Below are 16971 nucleotides of genomic sequence, written 5' to 3'. Positions count from 1 at the left end.
GTTGCTATTACTGACCACTATAGGGTGAGATAATACATTAAATCGGCTTCTACAAAGGTGTTTTATTTATAAGCTTTTCATTCTGGGTTCCATGCGAACGAGATATTGATCATTTTCATCTTCAAAGAGTACCTGTACGACCCAACCTTCTTCATGCGCAATCTTAATTAGTGTATCCTGATCTATATAGAGCCATTTGAAGGGTTCTCCCCGTTGGGATTTATATTCGTATTGGAAGTTAATTTCGCCAAAATAGTGATCAGGGCGCTCGATACGGTATTCTTCATAGAGGTAGTCAATATTAGAACTATCGAACAGTAATTGACCGCGATCGGTCATTAATGTTTTAGCGTGTTGGAGTAGCAGACGGAATCCTTCTAATGTTCCGGCAATCCCAATCCCGTTCATTAAGAAGAGTAGGGTGTCATACTGTTCCCCATGGAACTTGAAGAAATCTGCATGTTTGACCTGCTGCACACCCCGATTTCTCATAATGTTGCAGGCAATTTCAGAAACTTCGAGCGCCGTGACATCAAATGCTTTTTCTTGTAAATAGAGCGCGTGAACTCCAGTTCCAGCGCCAACATCTAATACCTTCCCGTCGCAGAGCGAAAGAGCAATAAATTCCATCTCCGGAATATCCTCTTCTTCGCGGTAAAATACTTCGACCGGCATCTCTTCAATATCGCCATAGCTGCTATGCAGCAATAAAGGTTCTGCTAATTCGCCTTTCTCTTGAAAATCGAATAAAGCCTCGCCATAAACGTCTCTATGCATGATCGGAAATGTTTAAAAAGCGCATCGCCATCTTGATTTCTTCTGGATCACCCGTATGCTTTAACGGCTCGTCCGACAGTTTAATAACTGGCGTCCATTCACCTTCATCCGGATATGCTTCTGTCATCTTCAACACAATATTCATGCGTTTTAGCCCTACATCGTTGGTGAAATCAGTGCCAATACCAAATGAATGACCAATTTTCCCATCGCAGAATTTGACAATCTTGACGACTTTCTCATAGTCCAGGCCATCGGAGAAAATAATCGTCTTATTTAACGGATTGATACCCTTGCTCTCGTAATGTTTGATGGTCATTTTTGCAAACTCGATTGGATCGCCGCTATCATGGCGAACGCCATCAAATAATTTAGTTAATTTCTTGTCAAATTGCTTAAAGAAAGCTTCAGTTGTATACGTGTCTGAGAGGGCAATTCCTAAATCTCCACGATATACATCTGCCCAATGTTCTAATCCTAGAAGATTCGCCATTTTATAACCATATTTTGCAGCGTGAAACATAAACCATTCATGCGCATGCGTGCCGATAGGTTTTGTTTTATATTTCATTGCAAAATGGACATTACTTGTTCCGATAAAGGTATTCGATTGATGTTCTCGCAGTGCTTTAATGACTAAGTCGTGGACAGCGTAGGAATGTCTACGACGCGTTCCAAAATCCGCAATAGTGATATTCAACTTGTCATACTTATCCATTTTATCGTTAACAATCTGTGCTACCTCCTTATCCGAAACACGTTCCTGTCCGGTAACTTCGTAATACAACTCGCAGATTAGTGCCATCACAGGTACTTCCCAAAGAATTGTACGATACCAATACCCTTCAATATGTACCTCTAGATTGGGTCCGTCTTGGGTAATCGTAACCTCATCAGGATCGTATTGGTAGCCTTGTAGAAAATCAAAATAGGTAGGGTCAATGTATGGACATGTTTTGGCGAAGAAAGACTTCTCCGATTTACTCAGCTTTAGTTCGGCCATGTGGTTAATTGCTTCGCGCAATTTTTCCGCAAATCCAGCGGGAAAGGCATGTTTCCCCCGATTGATAAATTGATAGCGGGCCTTAGCTTTCGGAAAGAGTTTAACCACTGCGTATTGCATGGTGAATTTATAGAAGTCGTTATCTAAGATGGAAGTGAGTCTCGCCATTTGTCTCTAGAATTAGTGCTAATTATCAAGTTAACAAAAAATAAATACAAATGTGCAGGTTTTATCGCAAACAAAAAACGAAAGAGCTGCCTTTTTGGGCAGCTCTTTCAGAAAAATTTATTTCGACTAAATGTTAATATTAATTGCGTCCGCCTCTTCCGTTCCCACGATCAGCACGTGCTGATCCAGTATTTGAGCGGTTGCCTGATTGACGACTCACACTTGGTGCACTACGTTGTACAGACGATGAACGTGATTGTCTTTCAACACTACTGCGTTGATTATTGCTCGCTTGATACACACGACTTTGTTGACGTGATTGTTGTTGTTCCATGCGAGGGGCACGTTGTTGTGGTGCTCTTTGTTCACGAGAACTTGGCGCCGATTGTCTTGGACTACGTTCCATACGTTGCGGTGTTGCTTCTGATCTAGATGGTCTAGAAGATGAAGATCCGCGATCCCATGCAGTGCGTTCCTGACCTGATGAACGAGGTTGACGCGATTGAGAATTACCTATTTCACGAGTAGGTCTTTCTCTTTGAATCTGACGTTCACTTTGTCTGTTTGATCTGTTCTCATTGCGGATATTTCCTGCTGAACGATCAGGACGAGACTCGTTGTTCGGTTGTCTTGTTACAGTCGAGCGATCGTTTCGGCCAGAATTATTGCCGATATGCATCTCGCGTTGTCCACGTTCGTTTGTTCTGATTTTATAATCAGAGTTGGAACGATCATTACGATTTACGCGGCTCTCGTTTGCACGACCATTGCGACTATTGCTGCGGTCTTCCATACGAGATGATCTGTTATTGTCTACACGTGCATTACCACGGTTGTCAGAACGCGAGTTACCTCTATTGTCTACTCTTGAATTTCTACCGTTGTTTCCACGTTCGTTTCTAACACGATCCATGTTGTTACGATTCGGACGGAAGATAGATACATTGCGATTATCTGCGCGACTTGCACCGCGATTGTTTTCGAAACGTACATTTCTTACATTAACACGACGACCAATGTTTCGCTCAACATCCCTGCGTGAAGGACCGCTGTAATAGCGATTATTGTTCACGATATACGTGTTGTTAATCACCGTCGTTCTGTTGTAAATATTATGGTATCTAGAACCATGTGACCAATATCTAGGCATATAATGATCATAGATACGTGCGGTAGGAATAAATACCCATAAATCGATTGGTAAATTAAATGACACATTGACACTTACGCCAGGTGACATTGGAGCCCATCCATAGTATCCACCACCAGATCTCCAGTTTACCCATCCAGGTCCCCATTCGTAGCCTGGAATCCATCCCCATCCACGGTTTCCACGATGTACCCAGCGACCGTAGTGAAATGGTGCCCATCCCCAGTCGTAGCTCGATACCCATGTGTTTCCATATTCGGTCATTGACCAATACCCGTTGGTTCCGTAAGGTCTGAAGTCTCTTTCTACATCAGGATACCATACATTACCATATTCAGGGTCATCATCCCAATTACCATAAGGATCCAGTTCATCATAGAAGTCATCAAAAGTGACATCATCATATCCTTGTGCGGATACTTCGCTGGTTTTAAAAACCCCGGCAATCATTAAGATTAGGGAGGCTAAAATGCTGTATGTCCTTATGTTTTTCATATCCTTAATTGTTAAAGTTTACAACCAATTTTTATTCTATGACAGGACAGCATTACAAAAGGTTTAATGATTAATAATTTTCTAAAACTTTTTGACCTTTTGAATTGTTGCAGTTAATATTTAAAGTTGACATCAGCTGATACCTAAAAAGTTTGTACATTTGCCAGGTTATTTGCCGAAGGAAACGCGGCTTAATATTTTAAACTATACGATTTTAATGGCGAAGAAGATAGAATCTTTACTACTGGAATTTGCAAAGCTGCATCGGTTTCTGATGCGTTTTTTCCGCGAAGTAGTAAGTCCACCCTATGAATTCAAAGAAATTATTCGACAATGTTATGAAGTTGGATGGAAGTCCTTCCCATTAATTAGTTTAACTGGATTTATTGTTGGTTTTGTATTTACAAAACAATCGAGACCTTCCTTAGAAGAATTTGGAGCGGCTTCTTGGTTGCCAAATTTAATTTCTATTGCGATCGTTCGAGCCTTAGCGCCACTTGTTACTGCATTAATTGCGTCAGGTAAAGTTGGTTCGCAAATTGGAGCGGAGTTAAGTTCTATGAATGTAACGGAGCAAATTGACGCGATGGAGGTATCTGGTACAAATCCGTTTAAATTCCTAATTAGTACGCGTATTTTGGCGACTACTATTATGATTCCTGTTCTTTGTTTCTATGTTTCGGGAATTGGATTAGCCGGCGGATATTTGAGTATTATCTCGAAGGATCAACTCAGTGTGTTAAGTTATATTACGCAAGTCTTTGAGGCAATTGCGCCGAAAGATGTGTTTGCAATGGTTTTCCGTGCTGTCGTTTTCGGTTTTACAATTGGATTCGTTAGTACTTATGTTGGTTATTATTCTTCAAAAGGAACGGAAGGTGTCGGGAAAGCAGCCAATTCTGCGGTTGTTGCTTCGATGTTTATCGTATTTATCGAAGAGTTACTGATTGTTCAAGTTTTAGCTTTAGTGGGGTAATCAGGTATGGAAGATAAGAAATTAGCGCAAATTGACTATAACGATGTTGTCATCCATGTGGATGGCGTAAGTAAATCTTTTGGTGATTTGCATGTATTACGGAACGTAGATTTAGAACTATACAATGGTGAGAACTTAGTTGTTTTAGGTCGTTCTGGAACAGGGAAATCTGTTTTGATAAAGCTGATTTCTGGTCTATTGAAGCCAGATGCAGGCGATATCAACGTACTGGGTGCGACTGTTAATCAATTGAGTGAAAAAGAACTTCGAGCACTTCGATTGCGTATTGGGTTTTCATTTCAAAACTCAGCATTATATGATAGTATGACTGTTCGTGAGAACTTGGAATTTCCTCTGGTACGGAATAAGCGCAATTTAACACGTGCGGAAATTAATAGAGAAGTTGAAGATGTTCTTGAGGGGGTTGGATTATTACGTGCAATTAACCAGATGCCGTCGGAATTGTCCGGAGGTCAGCGGAAGCGTATTGGTATCGCACGAACATTAATTCTTCGTCCCGATATTATGATGTATGATGAGCCTACAGCTGGATTAGATCCAATAACATGTTTGGATATTAATTCCCTAATTAATGAAGTTCAAGAGCGTTATAAGACTTCATCAATCATTATCACGCACGATTTAGCCTGTGCAAAAATGGTCGGTGATCGAGTAGCGATGCTTTTGGATGGACGTTTTGAACGTGTAGGCAAGTTTGATGAAATTTTTGATACAGATGACGAAAGGGTAAAACCTTTCTATGATTATAACTTTATTGTATAATACAATTTATGGCAACAACAGAAGATAGAAAACGATCGATTATTGTAGGTTTATTTACCTTAATAGGGTTGGTTATTTTGGTAGCTGGTATTTTAGTGTTGGGTACTCAGCAAAATAAATTCAGCAAGAATCTGGCATTAACTACCTATTTCAAAGATGTAAAGGGCTTAAAAGTTGGAAACAACGTTTGGTTTTCCGGAGTAAAGGTCGGTATCATCAAAGAAATTAAGTTTGAAAGTGTAGAGAATGTACGGGTAGTAATGAGTGTGGAGGAGAAATCAAGCCAGTTTATTCGTAAGGACGTCATTGCGACCTTAAGTTCCGACGGTTTAATCGGTAATGCAATCATTAGTTTGGTTGGCGGCAGCGAGAAAATTCCTGCGGTTGCGGATGGAGATGTGATTAAATCGGGCGTTTCAGGTGGCATGGAAGCGATGCTTGCGACTTTGCAAGTCAACAATGAAAATCTCCTGGAGATTACTAAAAACTTTGCTACGCTTTCCAAACAATTAGTTGAAGGAAAAGGTACGGTAGGGGCTTTGATGACTGATGAAGACATAGCAAATAATCTTAGAAAGTCGGTTACTTCGTTAAATTCGACGATGTCGACAGCAAATACGGCAGTTAATAACCTTGTTTCGTTAACTAATAAGTTAAACAGTGATCAAGGTTTGATTCATGATTTATCGACAGATACACAGGTTTTTGCGAGCTTAAGAGAGTCGGCTGCACAATTGCAAGGCGTGACGCAAACTGCTTCGGCACTGATGTCAAACTTGAATGAGACAACCGCTCGTTTAAATGATAAAGATAATGCGATTGGCGTTTTGACGAATGATGCAGAGGCGGCAAACGAAATCAAGCAAATATTGAAGAACCTGAACATGGGTACGGAGAAGCTTGATAAAAATATGGAAGCCCTACAAAGTAACTTCCTATTACGTGGATTCTTCAAGAAGAAAGCGAAAGAGGAGGCTGAAAAGGCGCAAGATTCCGTTGCAAACTAAAAAGATTATAAGCATTCACTTGCTTTACAATAGATTATAAAAGTGGCCGTTGGTCGCTTTTTTTGTTTGATTATTTAGGGTAGGTTTGTGTTGCAAACCAGAAAGTAGAGATATGACAAAGATTACCGAGCATGATGTTTTATTCGAAGACAATCATTACATAGCGATTAACAAGCGAGGAGGGGATATTGTACAGGTAGATGATTCTGGCGACAAGTCCATGGAGGAGATGGTTAAAGACTTTGTTGCTGAGAAATATCAGAAACCCAATGGTGCATTTATTGGTGTTATACATCGTCTTGATCGTCCCGTAAGTGGAATGATTCTATTCGCAAAAACTAGTAAGGGATTGGATCGTATGAATCGTTTATTCCATGACCGAAAAGTTAAGAAAACCTATTTGGCCGTTGTTCGCGAACGTCCGGAACATTTAAAAGGAACATTAAAAAATTGGTTGTTGCGGGACCGCAAGAAGATGATTACTAAGGCTTATAATCGAGAAGTGAAGAACGGTAGCTATGCAGAATTGGACTATGAAGTGATTGGGCAGCTAGATGGTTTTTATCTGTTAAAAGTGAATCCATTGACAGGGCGTACCCATCAAATACGTAGTCAACTAGCTTATATGGGTTGTCCGATTGTTGGAGACAATAAATACGGTTATCCTAGAGGTAGTCTGAAGCGTACAATTTGTTTACACTCGCGCTCGTTGGCATTTGAGCATCCTATAAAAGAGGAAGATATGCTAATCAAGGCACCTCTTCCAGTAGATGGGTTTTGGGAAAAATTCAATGTCTTGCTGACAGAGCAGGTATAAGATTCTTAGATTAAATCCTTAACTTTGCAATATGATTCGAAAACATTCCTTCAGATTGTTGTTTGTCTTTGTGCTGCTTTTTTCAAATGTGGCCAATATGTCGACAGCTACTGCGCAATGTGCCATGTGTTCTTTAAATGCGGAGAATAGTACGCAGGATGGAAATACACAAGGAAAAGGACTAAATGATGGTATCCTATTCCTATTAGCAATGCCATTTTTGATTGCTGCAGGGGTTGGACTCCTATGGTATAAGAAGTTCCGTCAAACAAATCAATCGAATTCGCTCACTGTGGTAAAAGGAGTAGAAGAGTAAATGTCGGTTTCGAAAATTCAAGCTGTTATTTCGTCAAAATGTCCCCGTTGTAGAACAGGAAAGATGTTCACCGGGACGGCTTATGGACTTTCACGTCAGAAAATGCACGATCATTGTCCGCATTGCGGGTTTAAATTCGAAATTGAACCGGGCTATTTCTATGCGGCTATGTATGTGAGCTATGCACTTTCCGTTGGTGAGGTGCTCTGCATGGCCTTGTTGACGGCCATGATCACGAAAAGCGAATCTCCTTGGATGTACATTGGCGTGTTGTTTACGACCATACTTATTTTCGCACCATTCAATTATCGGTATTCGAGGCTTATACTTTTACATTATTTATCACCTAAGGTATCCTACAATCCGAAATACGCAGCGTTAAAAAAGTAAGTCGACGATGGGTTATTGATGTGGGATATATTGCATCACGCTGTCAAATATGAATGCCTTCTCTCTGAAGTTAACCACGATATGTTCCTGTAGGTCTTGAATGATTCCGTTCTTAATGCTTTCAATTGCTTCTTCGTCTTCCAACATGATTTGCAAACAATAAGTCTGTCCTTCATGCGGAGAATAGAGCATCTTTAGCAATTTAAGATTGGGGTGAGCGTTAGATAGTAGTTCTTGTTTGATCCAGTCAAATAGTGATTGGTGTACAGAATCTTCAATGATTATAGAAACATTATATAAAAACATACGGCTGTTCATTTATTTACTGCTGTAAAAATAAGGTTGCAAAACGTACTTTCCGACATTTTTTTCTAATATTTGGTAAAAGGGGCTGGTTAATATATGGATTTTAGATTTTTGGTTCTTATTGTAAGTGTTTTTATGCTGGCAGGTTCCTGCAAGCCGCAAAGCAAGCGCGATAAGGTTATTCCGATAGAAGACTTCTTTGTAAAACCTGATAAGAATAATTTCCGTTTGTCTCCAGACGGAAGTAAAATCGCATACTTAGGCGTTCATGATCATTGTAAGAACATCTTCGTTCTCGATTTAATCCAACCCGACTCCTCCAAACAACTGACCTATCAATCTAGTCTGAATGTTCAAGGGTTCTTTTGGGCGGATGATCAACAAATTATTTTCTCGAATACACAGTCCATGACTGACAGCTTACGTTTGTTTCGGATCAATGTTCATACCGAAGAGCGACATCCCCTTGTAGAAACAGATGATGTAAAATTACGGTGGATTGGGCCTTTGCGTAGTAATAATGGGAGTTTGGTTGTAGGTATGAACAAGCGGGATTCTTCGCTGTTTGACTTGTATCGAGTTTATCTTGATGGGCGTCCAAATCAGCTTATCTATACAAACCCCGGGAATGTAGTGAATTGGATTGGATCTCCTGACGGTGTTGTGCGTTTAGCTTTAACGAGCGATAGTGTGCAGGAATCTATTTTGTACCGAGCATCTGAAACAGAACCTTTCCGTGAAGTGATGAAAAACGACTTTGAAACTACCTTTATTCCGATGGGATTTAAAAAAGGGTCAAAAGAGTTGATATATGCACTTTCTAATGATAAACGCGATAAACTTGCTATGGTTGAGTTTGACGCGGCTAAAGGCAATGAAACGCAGAAATTATATGAAAATAAGCTGGGAGACCTAAACATTGAGGGATACTCCAGCAATTTGCAGGAGCTACTTTATACAAGTTCCTTCGTCGATAGAAATAAAAAATCCATTATAAATTCTTCATACAAAGAAGCATACGATTATCTAAAGACTAAGTTTCCAGAAATGGAAGTTGATTTTTTCGATAGTGATACATCGTTGAACGGCTATATTTTTCGCGTTTACAGTGATGTTCATCCCGGCGAAATATATTATTTCAACAAATCTAATAAAGTGTTGAAATTGCTTTCTGAAGATAATCCAAAGTTGAAAGATCTTAGTCTGAACGCTATGGAGGAGGTAAGTTACCTCTCAAGAGATAACAAAACCATCCATGCCTTTATTACTTACCCCAAGTCAGGAAGGAAGAATTGTCCGGTAGTTGTTCTGGTTCATGACGGCCCTAATCGGAGGAATGAATGGGGCTTTGATTCGGAAGTTCAATTTTTGACGAACCGCGGCTATGCTGTATTTCAAGTCAATTATAGAGGGTCGATGGGATATGGGAAGGAGTTTTGGACTGCAGGATTCAAGGAGTGGGGCGGGAAGATTCAATCTGATATCTCCGATGGCGTTGCTTGGTTAATCCATCAAGGAATTGCAGATAAAGATCGTATCGCTATTATGGGTGCGGGATTCGGTGGATACTCGGCATTGTATGCTTCGGTCTTTAACAATTTGTATCGTTGCGCCATTTCTTCTTCGGGCTATAGTAATTTATTTACTTATTTCCGAGAAATTCCTTCGCATATGAAGCACTATGTTCAGCTTTATTATCGAATTATTGGAAATCCGGAAAAGGAATCTGAATTGTTTCAAGCAATCTCTCCGATATTTCATGCGGATAAAGTACGTATCCCTATCTTGTATTTCCAAGGGGGTAAAGATAAATACACGTCGGTGACCGATGCGAATCAATTTGTGAGTAAATTGAAATCTAATCAAGTCCCAGTGCGCTACATCTTTAAAAAAGATGAAGGAAAGCGATTTAGAAATGAGGAAAATGTAGTAGAATACTACCAAGAGATTGAACGGTTTTTAGCTGAGAATTTGAAATAGCTTCGGCATGATCAAAAAAACGAGTAAATACCGGAAGAATTTAGGCTTGTTGGTAGCCTTCGTAGCCTTTTTAACAATCCTTTATATTATTGCTGTTTTCTTGGCGCGAGTCATGATGTCGAACTATGTAGAGTCTGAATTCTATAATCGAAAGGTCGATGTATTTGATGCGACACTAAAGCCTTTTAATAACTTTTTTAACAATAGTATTTCCGAAGTTTCGAATTATCAAGGATATTTAGATTCGGTGCATGCGGTCACTTATTCGGAAAAGATATTACGAAAGAATGCTTTTGTGGATGAAGTTGTTTTCTATGACGTACTATTCACTAATCAAAATAGTGCAGCGCGAGGGGTTCGGTTTCAAAACTTATTGATTTTTCCGCAGTCTATTTATTCATTTAAACTTGATAATCAGAATAAATTACTGCGTAATCGAATCGATGCTACAGTGAATCGACCGACATCGGACGATTTCAATAATATGGCCATTAAGATGGTGAACTTTCTGGATGTCTTAGATGATTCTACATCTTTAACGGAAAATGACATCTATCGTATATTTTATAATACAGTCCCTGGAAAAGTTACTTATCTCAACATTCCTCGTGTAAATACCTTACGTGCTTATAAAACACTAATGGAAGACACGATTACGACGGCTGTTGCTTACGATCAGGATTTATTTGTTTACAAGATAAATCCGGCAAAAATTAAGATTGAGAACGTTCAGCCACGATTATTCGAGAAGATTAGTGTTCTTGCGATTGCTGATCCCAACCTAACGGAAGAAGAGGGTTACATCCGTACCGAGATGGCATTACCTGGGGCTTTATCAGAATATAAGTTGCAATTTGATTCATCGGAACAGTTCTTGCGTGGAGAGATTAACAGACAGTTCTTTCCCGTAGTGTTAGGCGTATCTTTATTGTATGCTATTTTGTTGTTGATAGTTTATTTAATTTATCGGAATATCGCGATCAATAGTCGCTTATTTCAATTACAGTATGACTTTATCAACAACTTGACTCATGAGTTTAAGACACCAGTGAGTGTCATTAAGATTGCTGGAAATAACATCAAGAGTGCCGAAAAGATATCTGATCAAGAAAGACACATGTATGGTAAGATACTTGATCAAGAAGCTGATAAGCTAAATAATTTGATGAATAAATTGCTGTCATTCACGCAGATAGAAAATAAGTCTCTAAAATTTAAGGGAGAATACGTGGATTTGAACAGTTTTTGCGAGGAGATATTTGAGGCAACACGGATTAAGTATCCTGATTTGAACCTAACATCGAAAATAGATGTGGACAGTAATATATATACCGATCCCATCTTATTAAATTCGGTGTTTCAGAACTTGATTGATAATGCCTATAAATATTCCGAAGTTTCGAGAAAATTTGTTGATATTCGTGTAGAACAAAATAAAAAGAATTTTGTGATTCAGTTTTCCGATCAAGGAATTGGAATCAACAAGCATGAACTTAAAAATATATTTAAGAAATTTTATAGAGTAAAAAACCAGTTTAATCAAAGCGGAAGCGTAGGATTAGGATTGGCATTTTGTAAAGAGATTACTGAATTTATGGGCGGAGAAATTAAAGTAAGTAGCATTGAAGGTGAAGGAACCGTATTTACGTTAATATTTCCACGATAATCCCTAGTATTTAACTATGAACAAAGAGATAACTATTGCAGTTGTAGAGGACGATGATAACTTACGTTTCCTTGTAAGCCATAGACTTCAAACCGAAAATTATAATGTCATTCAGTGTAGCGACGGATTAGAAGCTGAAAAGCTGATTCTATCCTCCTCACCAGATATTGTTCTTTTGGATTGGATGTTGCCTGGGAAAGAAGGTATCGAAGTTTGCGAAGGCATCCGCAAAGCGGGTTTCGAAAATATTATTATCATGATGACTGCGAAGTCTCAAGATATTGATAAGATTGACGCTTACAGCTATGGAGTAACAGATTATATCACCAAACCGTTTAATATGGACGTCTTGGTTGCTATGATCGAGAATAAGGTTCGTTTCTTCGTGCCGAAGGTGCAAAATGAGGTTTACTATTTCGGTGATACGGAACACCATCCGAATGTACACTCGTTGATTCGAGATGGTAAGAAAATTGAATTGACAATTTTGGAGAATAGAATTTTACTCCATTTTCTGCAAAATAAAGGTAAAGATATCACACGTGAAGAGTTGATGGAGGTTGTTTGGGGATATAGCTCCAATGTCAATACCAGGACTTTAGATATGCACGTTGTTCGTCTTCGCAAGAAGATAGAAACGAATCCCGATAAGCCATATTATCTTCAAACTGTTCGAGGTTTGGGGTATCGCTTCATCAGTGAAGAAGAGGAAGAAGAAGCGGCTTCATAAATTTGTTTTATTAGAAAATATTTTTTAACTTCGTAAGAAGTACAAGACCATGTTGTCCCTGTGGATGGTGTGGTCTTGTTCTTTTTTTTTGTTTATAAATTTAAAATATAGTAACGCGTAAAAGGTTAATATTATGGCAGAAGTAACTTATTACACTGAAGAGGGTCTGACTAAATTGAAGGAAGAACTTCAATACCTGAAAACAGAAGGACGTGCAAATATAGCTAAAGCTATTGCAGAGGCAAGAGATAAAGGCGATCTTTCGGAAAACGCAGAATACGATGCGGCGAAAGAAGCGCAAGGTCTTCACGAAGCAAAGATTGCAAAATTAGAGGAGGTATTAGCATCGGCACGGATCATCGATGAGTCGAACTTGGATACTTCCAAAGTGTTAGCATTATCTTTCGTAAAGATTAAGAATAAAAAGAATGGAGCCGTTATGACCTATCAATTAGTGTCAGAGACGGAGGCCGATTTGAAAGCAGGGAAGATTTCTGTTAAATCGCCTATTGCTCAAGGTCTTTTAGGCTTACAAGTTGGTGATGTAGCGACAGTTGCAGTCCCGGCGGGTGAGATGGAATTAGAAGTCCTAGAGATCTCTAGATAAGTGATATTAGGTTATGTGCGGATGCCATAACCGCACATCCTTACAGTATATAGCCCCATTGATTGGGGCTTTTTTTTGCCCATAGAACTGGAAATATGACGGTTATTATACCGTACATATGTGCAGAATTTTATTATCTTTGTTTCAAACGATTGAAGAATAAGTTTATGTCTACAATATTTTCTAAGATAGTTGCTGGAGAGGTGCCAGCCTACAAAGTAGCCGAAAGCAATGATTATTTAGCATTCTTAGATGTAAATCCATTAACAGAAGGTCACGTATTAGTAATCCCTAAAAAGGAGACAGATTATATTTTCGACATCGATGATGAAGATTATATGGGTATGTGGGTTTTTGCGAAAATCGTTGCACAAGGTATTAAAAAAGCATTTCCATGTAAGAAAGTCGGTGTTGCTGTTGTAGGCTTAGAAGTAGCACATGCCCACATTCACTTGATTCCATTGAATCAGGTACAGGATATGAATTTTGAAAGACCAAAATTGACATTGGATAAGGAATTGATGGAGTCAATTGCGGAGAATATTCGCGAGGCTATTTCTGCTATTACAAATCCATAAAATATTGACTTACGCAGTTTAGATAGCATTTTGGCGCTGTCTTGGCTAGCTTAAGTTTAGAGGGAACTATTGAATATATTATGCAAGAATATTTGTTGTCTTTTCAACAATTGCTGGATGCTGAATATCTATTAAGTCACGGTGGGTTCTACATCGTTTGTCTTATTGTTTTTGCGGAAACCGGTTTATTTTTCGGTTTCTTCCTACCTGGTGATTATTTACTTTTCTTGGCTGGACTATTCTGTGCAGCGCAAAAGATTGATGTTGATATTGTAACGCTTTATTTTGGGATTTTAGCGGCCGGTATACTCGGTAATTTCGCGGGCTATTGGTTTGGGTATCGAACGGGCCCCATGCTCTTTAAACGGAAGGATTCCTTCTTGTTTAAGCGAAAATACGTGATCATGGCTGAAGAGTTTTTCCAGAAATATGGCGGTACAGCATTAATAATTGGTCGATTTGTTCCGATTATTCGTACATTTGCACCCATATTTGCTGGCGTAGTGCAACTTAACTTCCGCAAATTTGTATTCTATAATATCTTTGGAGCCTTTTTATGGGTGTCCTTATTGACATTAACAGGCTACTATTTGGGTATTAAGTTCCCCGGCATTATCAACTACGTAGAGTATATCATTATAGGCTTGATCGTCATCGCGTTCTTACCTATTGTCATTGCTTTATTAAAGAAGTGGTTGACTAACAGAAAATCAAAGAAAGACGAAATAAACAAACAGTAATTTTTAATGAGTACACAACATCCCTGGCACCAAGTTTCTCCTGGAGAAGACTTGCCTAATTCCGTGAATGCTATTATCGAAATTCCTAAAGGTTCAAAAGCGAAATACGAAATCGACAAAGATAGTGGATTAATCAAGTTGGATCGTGTCCTATTTTCTTCCGTAATGTATCCTGCAAATTATGGCTTTATTCCACAAACCTATTGTGATGATAAAGATCCATTAGATATCCTTGTTTTATGTTCAGTGGATGTTTATCCAATGAGCTTGATCGAAGCTAAAGTTATCGGCGTTATGCATATGATCGACAATGGCGAGCAAGACGATAAGATTATCGCTGTAGCAAAACATGATATGTCAGTAAATTACATCAATGACCTATCAGAACTTCCTCCGCATACTATGAAAGAGATCGTTCGTTTCTTCCAAGACTACAAAGCTCTTGAAGATAAAAACGTATCTATTGAAAACTTATATGGACGTTCATACGCTCAAAACATTATTTTAGAGAGTATTGAATTGTACAACAAAGAAATTCGAAACAAATAACCTTAGATATGGACGTCGATAGGCTCTGGACCATAGCATTGTTGCTATTTGTCGGGATTTTTTCCGCCAATGCTCAGCAACATCCTTGGCATCAGCTCTCTCCGGGCAAAGAAGCTCCGAAAGTAGTAACTGCTGTCATTGAAATCACTAAGGGTTCTAGAGCGAAATATGAAATTGATAAGACTTCCGGTCTTCTAAAGTTGGATAGAGTGCTGAATGCTTCAGTAGTCTATCCAACTAATTATGGTTTTATCCCACAATCCTACTGTGGCGATAGCGATCCCCTAGATATTTTAGTATTATGTTCACAAGATTTAGCCCCTTATTCACTCGTTGATGCAAGGGTTATTGGCGTGATGCGTATGCTTGATTCTGGAGATCAAGATGATAAGATTATTGCTGTAGCTCATCAGGATGCTATTCTAAAAGAGTACAATGATCTTTCTGATCTTCCTTCCCATATCATGAAGGAAATTTCTCATTTTTTTCAAACCTATAAATCTATCGACGGTAAGTCGGTAAAAATTGAAAATATTTCTGGACAATCTGATGCTCAAAGTGTTATATTAGAGAGTTTAGAACATTACAAAACACAATTCGGAAATAAAGACCTAACAAATGGCAATTGATATTTTTTGGACTATTTTTTTAGTACTCGCTAATGGTTTTTTCGTTGCAGCTGAATTTGCGATTGTAAAAGTTCGTGCTTCTCAAATTGAACTACAAGCAAAGTCCGGTAGTAAAGTCGCACAGATCGCAAAGAACATTACGGATCATCTAGATGGTTATTTAGCGGCAACACAATTAGGGATTACCCTTGCTTCCTTAGCACTCGGTTGGGTCGGTGAAGCGGTTATGACGCAAATTGTACATGAGGTATTTGGTTGGTTCAATGTCGAACTTACAGGTAAATTAGCGACCAATTTGGGACATGTACTGGCCTTTAGTATAATTACCTTTTTGCATATTGTCTTTGGTGAATTAGCACCGAAATCAATTGCTATACAAAAGCCGGTTGCAACAACCATGAAGGTGGCTATACCTTTGCAATTTTTCTACTATGTTTTCAAACCGATTATCTTTTTATTAAACGGATTTGCTAATTTCTTGTTACGATTGATTGGGGTTCAGGTAAGTACGCATGAAGCGAGTCACTCATCGGAAGAATTACAATATCTCTTGGAAAAAGGTAAGGAGAGCGGTGCATTGAATAACTCGGAACATGAGTTAATTAAGAATGTGTTTGATTTCAACGAGCGCATTGTTAAGAACATTATGGTTCCTCGTACGAAGATCATTGCAGTGGAGCAAAACGAAACTGCTGACGCTTTTATAGAAACAGTAACAGAGGAAGGATACTCGCGTATTCCTATTTATGACGAAAATATCGATCAAATTATTGGTGTCGTTCACACGAAAGATATATTACCGTTATTAGTTAAGGGTAAGGAGGTCGTGTTGAAGAATATTATGCGTAAGCCTTACTTTATTCCAGAAACTAAGAAGATCAATGATTTGATGACGGAGTTTCAGCAGAAGCGCATTCAAATTGCTTTTGTCCTGGATGAGTTTGGTGGAACTGCCGGTATGGTTACATTGGAGGATATCGTGGAAGAGTTAGTCGGCGAGATTCAAGATGAGTACGATGAGGAAACACCAGTTGTTGAGCAGATTTCTGAAACAGAATTCATGGTTGACGCGGGCTCTAGTGTTCATGATGCAAATGGTTATTTACCGTTAGAATTGCCGGAGAGTTCAGATTATGATACGGTAGCCGGATTGGTTAGTCATATTTTCGAACGTATTCCAGATGTCGGCGATAGTAAAGAAGAGCTTGGCTACTGCTTTACCATTATGAAGAAAACGCAGCAAAATATTGAATTCGTTAAATTGGATTTGATTGAAACCGCGCATGATGATGATGAGGATTAAT

The 16971-nt window shown here is 38.9% G+C and carries 19 protein-coding genes; 15 read left to right on the top strand and 4 right to left on the bottom strand.

The features are described from left to right. Positions 1-66: 66 nt before the first annotated feature. The 3 genes from GFH32_RS13845 to GFH32_RS13835 all read right to left on the bottom strand — a co-directional run bounded on the left by GFH32_RS13845 (position 67) and on the right by GFH32_RS13835 (position 3593). Positions 67-777: a class I SAM-dependent methyltransferase gene (locus GFH32_RS13845; protein ID WP_153512154.1), complete on the bottom strand. Its 711-nt coding sequence runs from the start codon at positions 775-777 to the stop codon at positions 67-69. After that, the gene (gene pncB, locus GFH32_RS13840; protein ID WP_153512153.1) at positions 770-1948 is read right to left on the bottom strand and encodes a nicotinate phosphoribosyltransferase; all 1179 of its coding nucleotides are present in this window, start codon (positions 1946-1948) and stop codon (positions 770-772) included. Before pncB ends, GFH32_RS13845 begins: the two co-directional genes overlap by 8 nt. Before the next feature lie 139 nt (positions 1949-2087). Then, positions 2088-3593: a DUF6600 domain-containing protein gene (locus tag GFH32_RS13835; protein WP_153512152.1), complete on the bottom strand. Its 1506-nt coding sequence runs from the start codon at positions 3591-3593 to the stop codon at positions 2088-2090. A 217-nt stretch (positions 3594-3810) separates the two neighbouring features. On the opposite strand from GFH32_RS13835, the gene GFH32_RS13830 reads away from it, so the two are divergent. From GFH32_RS13830 to GFH32_RS13805, 6 genes are all read left to right on the top strand, one after another. Continuing rightward, entirely contained in the window at positions 3811-4569 is a 759-nt protein-coding gene (locus GFH32_RS13830; RefSeq protein WP_153512151.1) for an MlaE family ABC transporter permease, read from the top strand. A 6-nt stretch (positions 4570-4575) separates the two neighbouring features. After that, a complete protein-coding gene (locus tag GFH32_RS13825) occupies positions 4576-5352 on the top strand; it encodes an ABC transporter ATP-binding protein (protein ID WP_153512150.1) in 777 nt (258 codons plus the stop codon). 8 nt (positions 5353-5360) lie between these two features. After that, positions 5361-6359 carry an MlaD family protein gene (locus GFH32_RS13820; protein WP_153512149.1) on the top strand — a complete coding sequence of 333 codons (999 nt, stop codon included), beginning with the start codon at positions 5361-5363 and terminating at the stop codon, positions 6357-6359. A gap of 112 nt (positions 6360-6471) precedes the next feature. Then, positions 6472-7176 carry an RluA family pseudouridine synthase gene (locus GFH32_RS13815; RefSeq protein ID WP_153512148.1) on the top strand — a complete coding sequence of 235 codons (705 nt, stop codon included), beginning with the start codon at positions 6472-6474 and terminating at the stop codon, positions 7174-7176. Positions 7177-7207: 31 nt separating this feature from the next. After that, positions 7208-7492: a hypothetical protein gene (locus GFH32_RS13810; protein WP_153512147.1), complete on the top strand. Its 285-nt coding sequence runs from the start codon at positions 7208-7210 to the stop codon at positions 7490-7492. Next, complete coding sequence (locus GFH32_RS13805; protein WP_153512146.1) at positions 7493-7882, top strand: DUF983 domain-containing protein; 390 nt, start codon at positions 7493-7495, stop codon at positions 7880-7882. Positions 7883-7894: 12 nt separating this feature from the next. Here GFH32_RS13805 and GFH32_RS13800 read toward each other — a convergent pair whose 3' ends face one another. After that, positions 7895-8188, bottom strand: a complete 294-nt coding sequence (locus GFH32_RS13800) for a DUF4286 family protein (RefSeq protein WP_160366875.1) — start codon at positions 8186-8188, stop codon at positions 7895-7897. 96 nt (positions 8189-8284) lie between these two features. On the opposite strand from GFH32_RS13800, the gene GFH32_RS13795 reads away from it, so the two are divergent. From GFH32_RS13795 to GFH32_RS13755, 9 genes are all read left to right on the top strand, one after another. Then, on the top strand, positions 8285-10168 hold the full coding sequence (locus tag GFH32_RS13795; protein WP_153512144.1) for a S9 family peptidase: 1884 nt from the start codon (positions 8285-8287) through the stop codon (positions 10166-10168). Positions 10169-10175: 7 nt separating this feature from the next. Beyond that, complete coding sequence (locus GFH32_RS13790) at positions 10176-11834, top strand: sensor histidine kinase (protein ID WP_153512143.1); 1659 nt, start codon at positions 10176-10178, stop codon at positions 11832-11834. Positions 11835-11850: 16 nt separating this feature from the next. Next, the gene (locus GFH32_RS13785) at positions 11851-12564 is read left to right on the top strand and encodes a response regulator transcription factor (protein ID WP_153512142.1); all 714 of its coding nucleotides are present in this window, start codon (positions 11851-11853) and stop codon (positions 12562-12564) included. A gap of 133 nt (positions 12565-12697) precedes the next feature. Further along, positions 12698-13171, top strand: coding sequence for a transcription elongation factor GreA (greA, locus tag GFH32_RS13780; protein WP_153512141.1), 474 nt, complete (start codon positions 12698-12700; stop codon positions 13169-13171). 167 nt (positions 13172-13338) lie between these two features. Continuing rightward, on the top strand, positions 13339-13749 hold the full coding sequence (locus GFH32_RS13775) for an HIT family protein (protein ID WP_153512140.1): 411 nt from the start codon (positions 13339-13341) through the stop codon (positions 13747-13749). Positions 13750-13829: 80 nt separating this feature from the next. Continuing rightward, positions 13830-14489 (top strand): DedA family protein, encoded by a 660-nt coding sequence (locus GFH32_RS13770; protein WP_153512139.1) that lies wholly within the window; start codon positions 13830-13832, stop codon positions 14487-14489. A 6-nt stretch (positions 14490-14495) separates the two neighbouring features. After that, the gene (locus tag GFH32_RS13765; protein WP_153512138.1) at positions 14496-15038 is read left to right on the top strand and encodes an inorganic diphosphatase; all 543 of its coding nucleotides are present in this window, start codon (positions 14496-14498) and stop codon (positions 15036-15038) included. A gap of 8 nt (positions 15039-15046) precedes the next feature. After that, the gene (locus tag GFH32_RS13760; RefSeq protein ID WP_153512137.1) at positions 15047-15667 is read left to right on the top strand and encodes an inorganic diphosphatase; all 621 of its coding nucleotides are present in this window, start codon (positions 15047-15049) and stop codon (positions 15665-15667) included. After that, entirely contained in the window at positions 15657-16970 is a 1314-nt protein-coding gene (locus tag GFH32_RS13755; RefSeq protein ID WP_153512136.1) for a hemolysin family protein, read from the top strand. The genes GFH32_RS13760 and GFH32_RS13755 overlap by 11 nt, the downstream gene beginning before the upstream one ends. Position 16971: the final 1 nt, after the last annotated feature.

It is taken from the genome of Sphingobacteruim zhuxiongii, from assembly GCF_009557615.1.
GTDB classification, from domain to species: domain Bacteria; phylum Bacteroidota; class Bacteroidia; order Sphingobacteriales; family Sphingobacteriaceae; genus Sphingobacterium; species Sphingobacterium zhuxiongii.
This window is presented reverse-complemented; position numbering and strand designations above follow the sequence as displayed.

Coding starts and splice junctions, on each gene's coding strand:
- GFH32_RS13760 (WP_153512137.1), top strand. CDS start 15,047: ATGGACGTCGATAGGCTCTGGACCATAGCATTGTTGCTATTTGTCGGG.
- GFH32_RS13785 (WP_153512142.1), top strand. CDS start 11,851: ATGAACAAAGAGATAACTATTGCAGTTGTAGAGGACGATGATAACTTA.
- GFH32_RS13810 (WP_153512147.1), top strand. CDS start 7,208: ATGATTCGAAAACATTCCTTCAGATTGTTGTTTGTCTTTGTGCTGCTT.
- greA (WP_153512141.1), top strand. CDS start 12,698: ATGGCAGAAGTAACTTATTACACTGAAGAGGGTCTGACTAAATTGAAG.
- GFH32_RS13795 (WP_153512144.1), top strand. CDS start 8,285: ATGGATTTTAGATTTTTGGTTCTTATTGTAAGTGTTTTTATGCTGGCA.
- GFH32_RS13805 (WP_153512146.1), top strand. CDS start 7,493: ATGTCGGTTTCGAAAATTCAAGCTGTTATTTCGTCAAAATGTCCCCGT.
- GFH32_RS13790 (WP_153512143.1), top strand. CDS start 10,176: ATGATCAAAAAAACGAGTAAATACCGGAAGAATTTAGGCTTGTTGGTA.
- GFH32_RS13775 (WP_153512140.1), top strand. CDS start 13,339: ATGTCTACAATATTTTCTAAGATAGTTGCTGGAGAGGTGCCAGCCTAC.
- GFH32_RS13800 (WP_160366875.1), bottom strand. CDS start 8,188: ATGTTTTTATATAATGTTTCTATAATCATTGAAGATTCTGTACACCAA.
- GFH32_RS13770 (WP_153512139.1), top strand. CDS start 13,830: ATGCAAGAATATTTGTTGTCTTTTCAACAATTGCTGGATGCTGAATAT.
- GFH32_RS13835 (WP_153512152.1), bottom strand. CDS start 3,593: ATGAAAAACATAAGGACATACAGCATTTTAGCCTCCCTAATCTTAATG.
- GFH32_RS13765 (WP_153512138.1), top strand. CDS start 14,496: ATGAGTACACAACATCCCTGGCACCAAGTTTCTCCTGGAGAAGACTTG.
- pncB (WP_153512153.1), bottom strand. CDS start 1,948: ATGGCGAGACTCACTTCCATCTTAGATAACGACTTCTATAAATTCACC.
- GFH32_RS13830 (WP_153512151.1), top strand. CDS start 3,811: ATGGCGAAGAAGATAGAATCTTTACTACTGGAATTTGCAAAGCTGCAT.
- GFH32_RS13755 (WP_153512136.1), top strand. CDS start 15,657: ATGGCAATTGATATTTTTTGGACTATTTTTTTAGTACTCGCTAATGGT.
- GFH32_RS13825 (WP_153512150.1), top strand. CDS start 4,576: ATGGAAGATAAGAAATTAGCGCAAATTGACTATAACGATGTTGTCATC.
- GFH32_RS13845 (WP_153512154.1), bottom strand. CDS start 777: ATGCATAGAGACGTTTATGGCGAGGCTTTATTCGATTTTCAAGAGAAA.
- GFH32_RS13815 (WP_153512148.1), top strand. CDS start 6,472: ATGACAAAGATTACCGAGCATGATGTTTTATTCGAAGACAATCATTAC.
- GFH32_RS13820 (WP_153512149.1), top strand. CDS start 5,361: ATGGCAACAACAGAAGATAGAAAACGATCGATTATTGTAGGTTTATTT.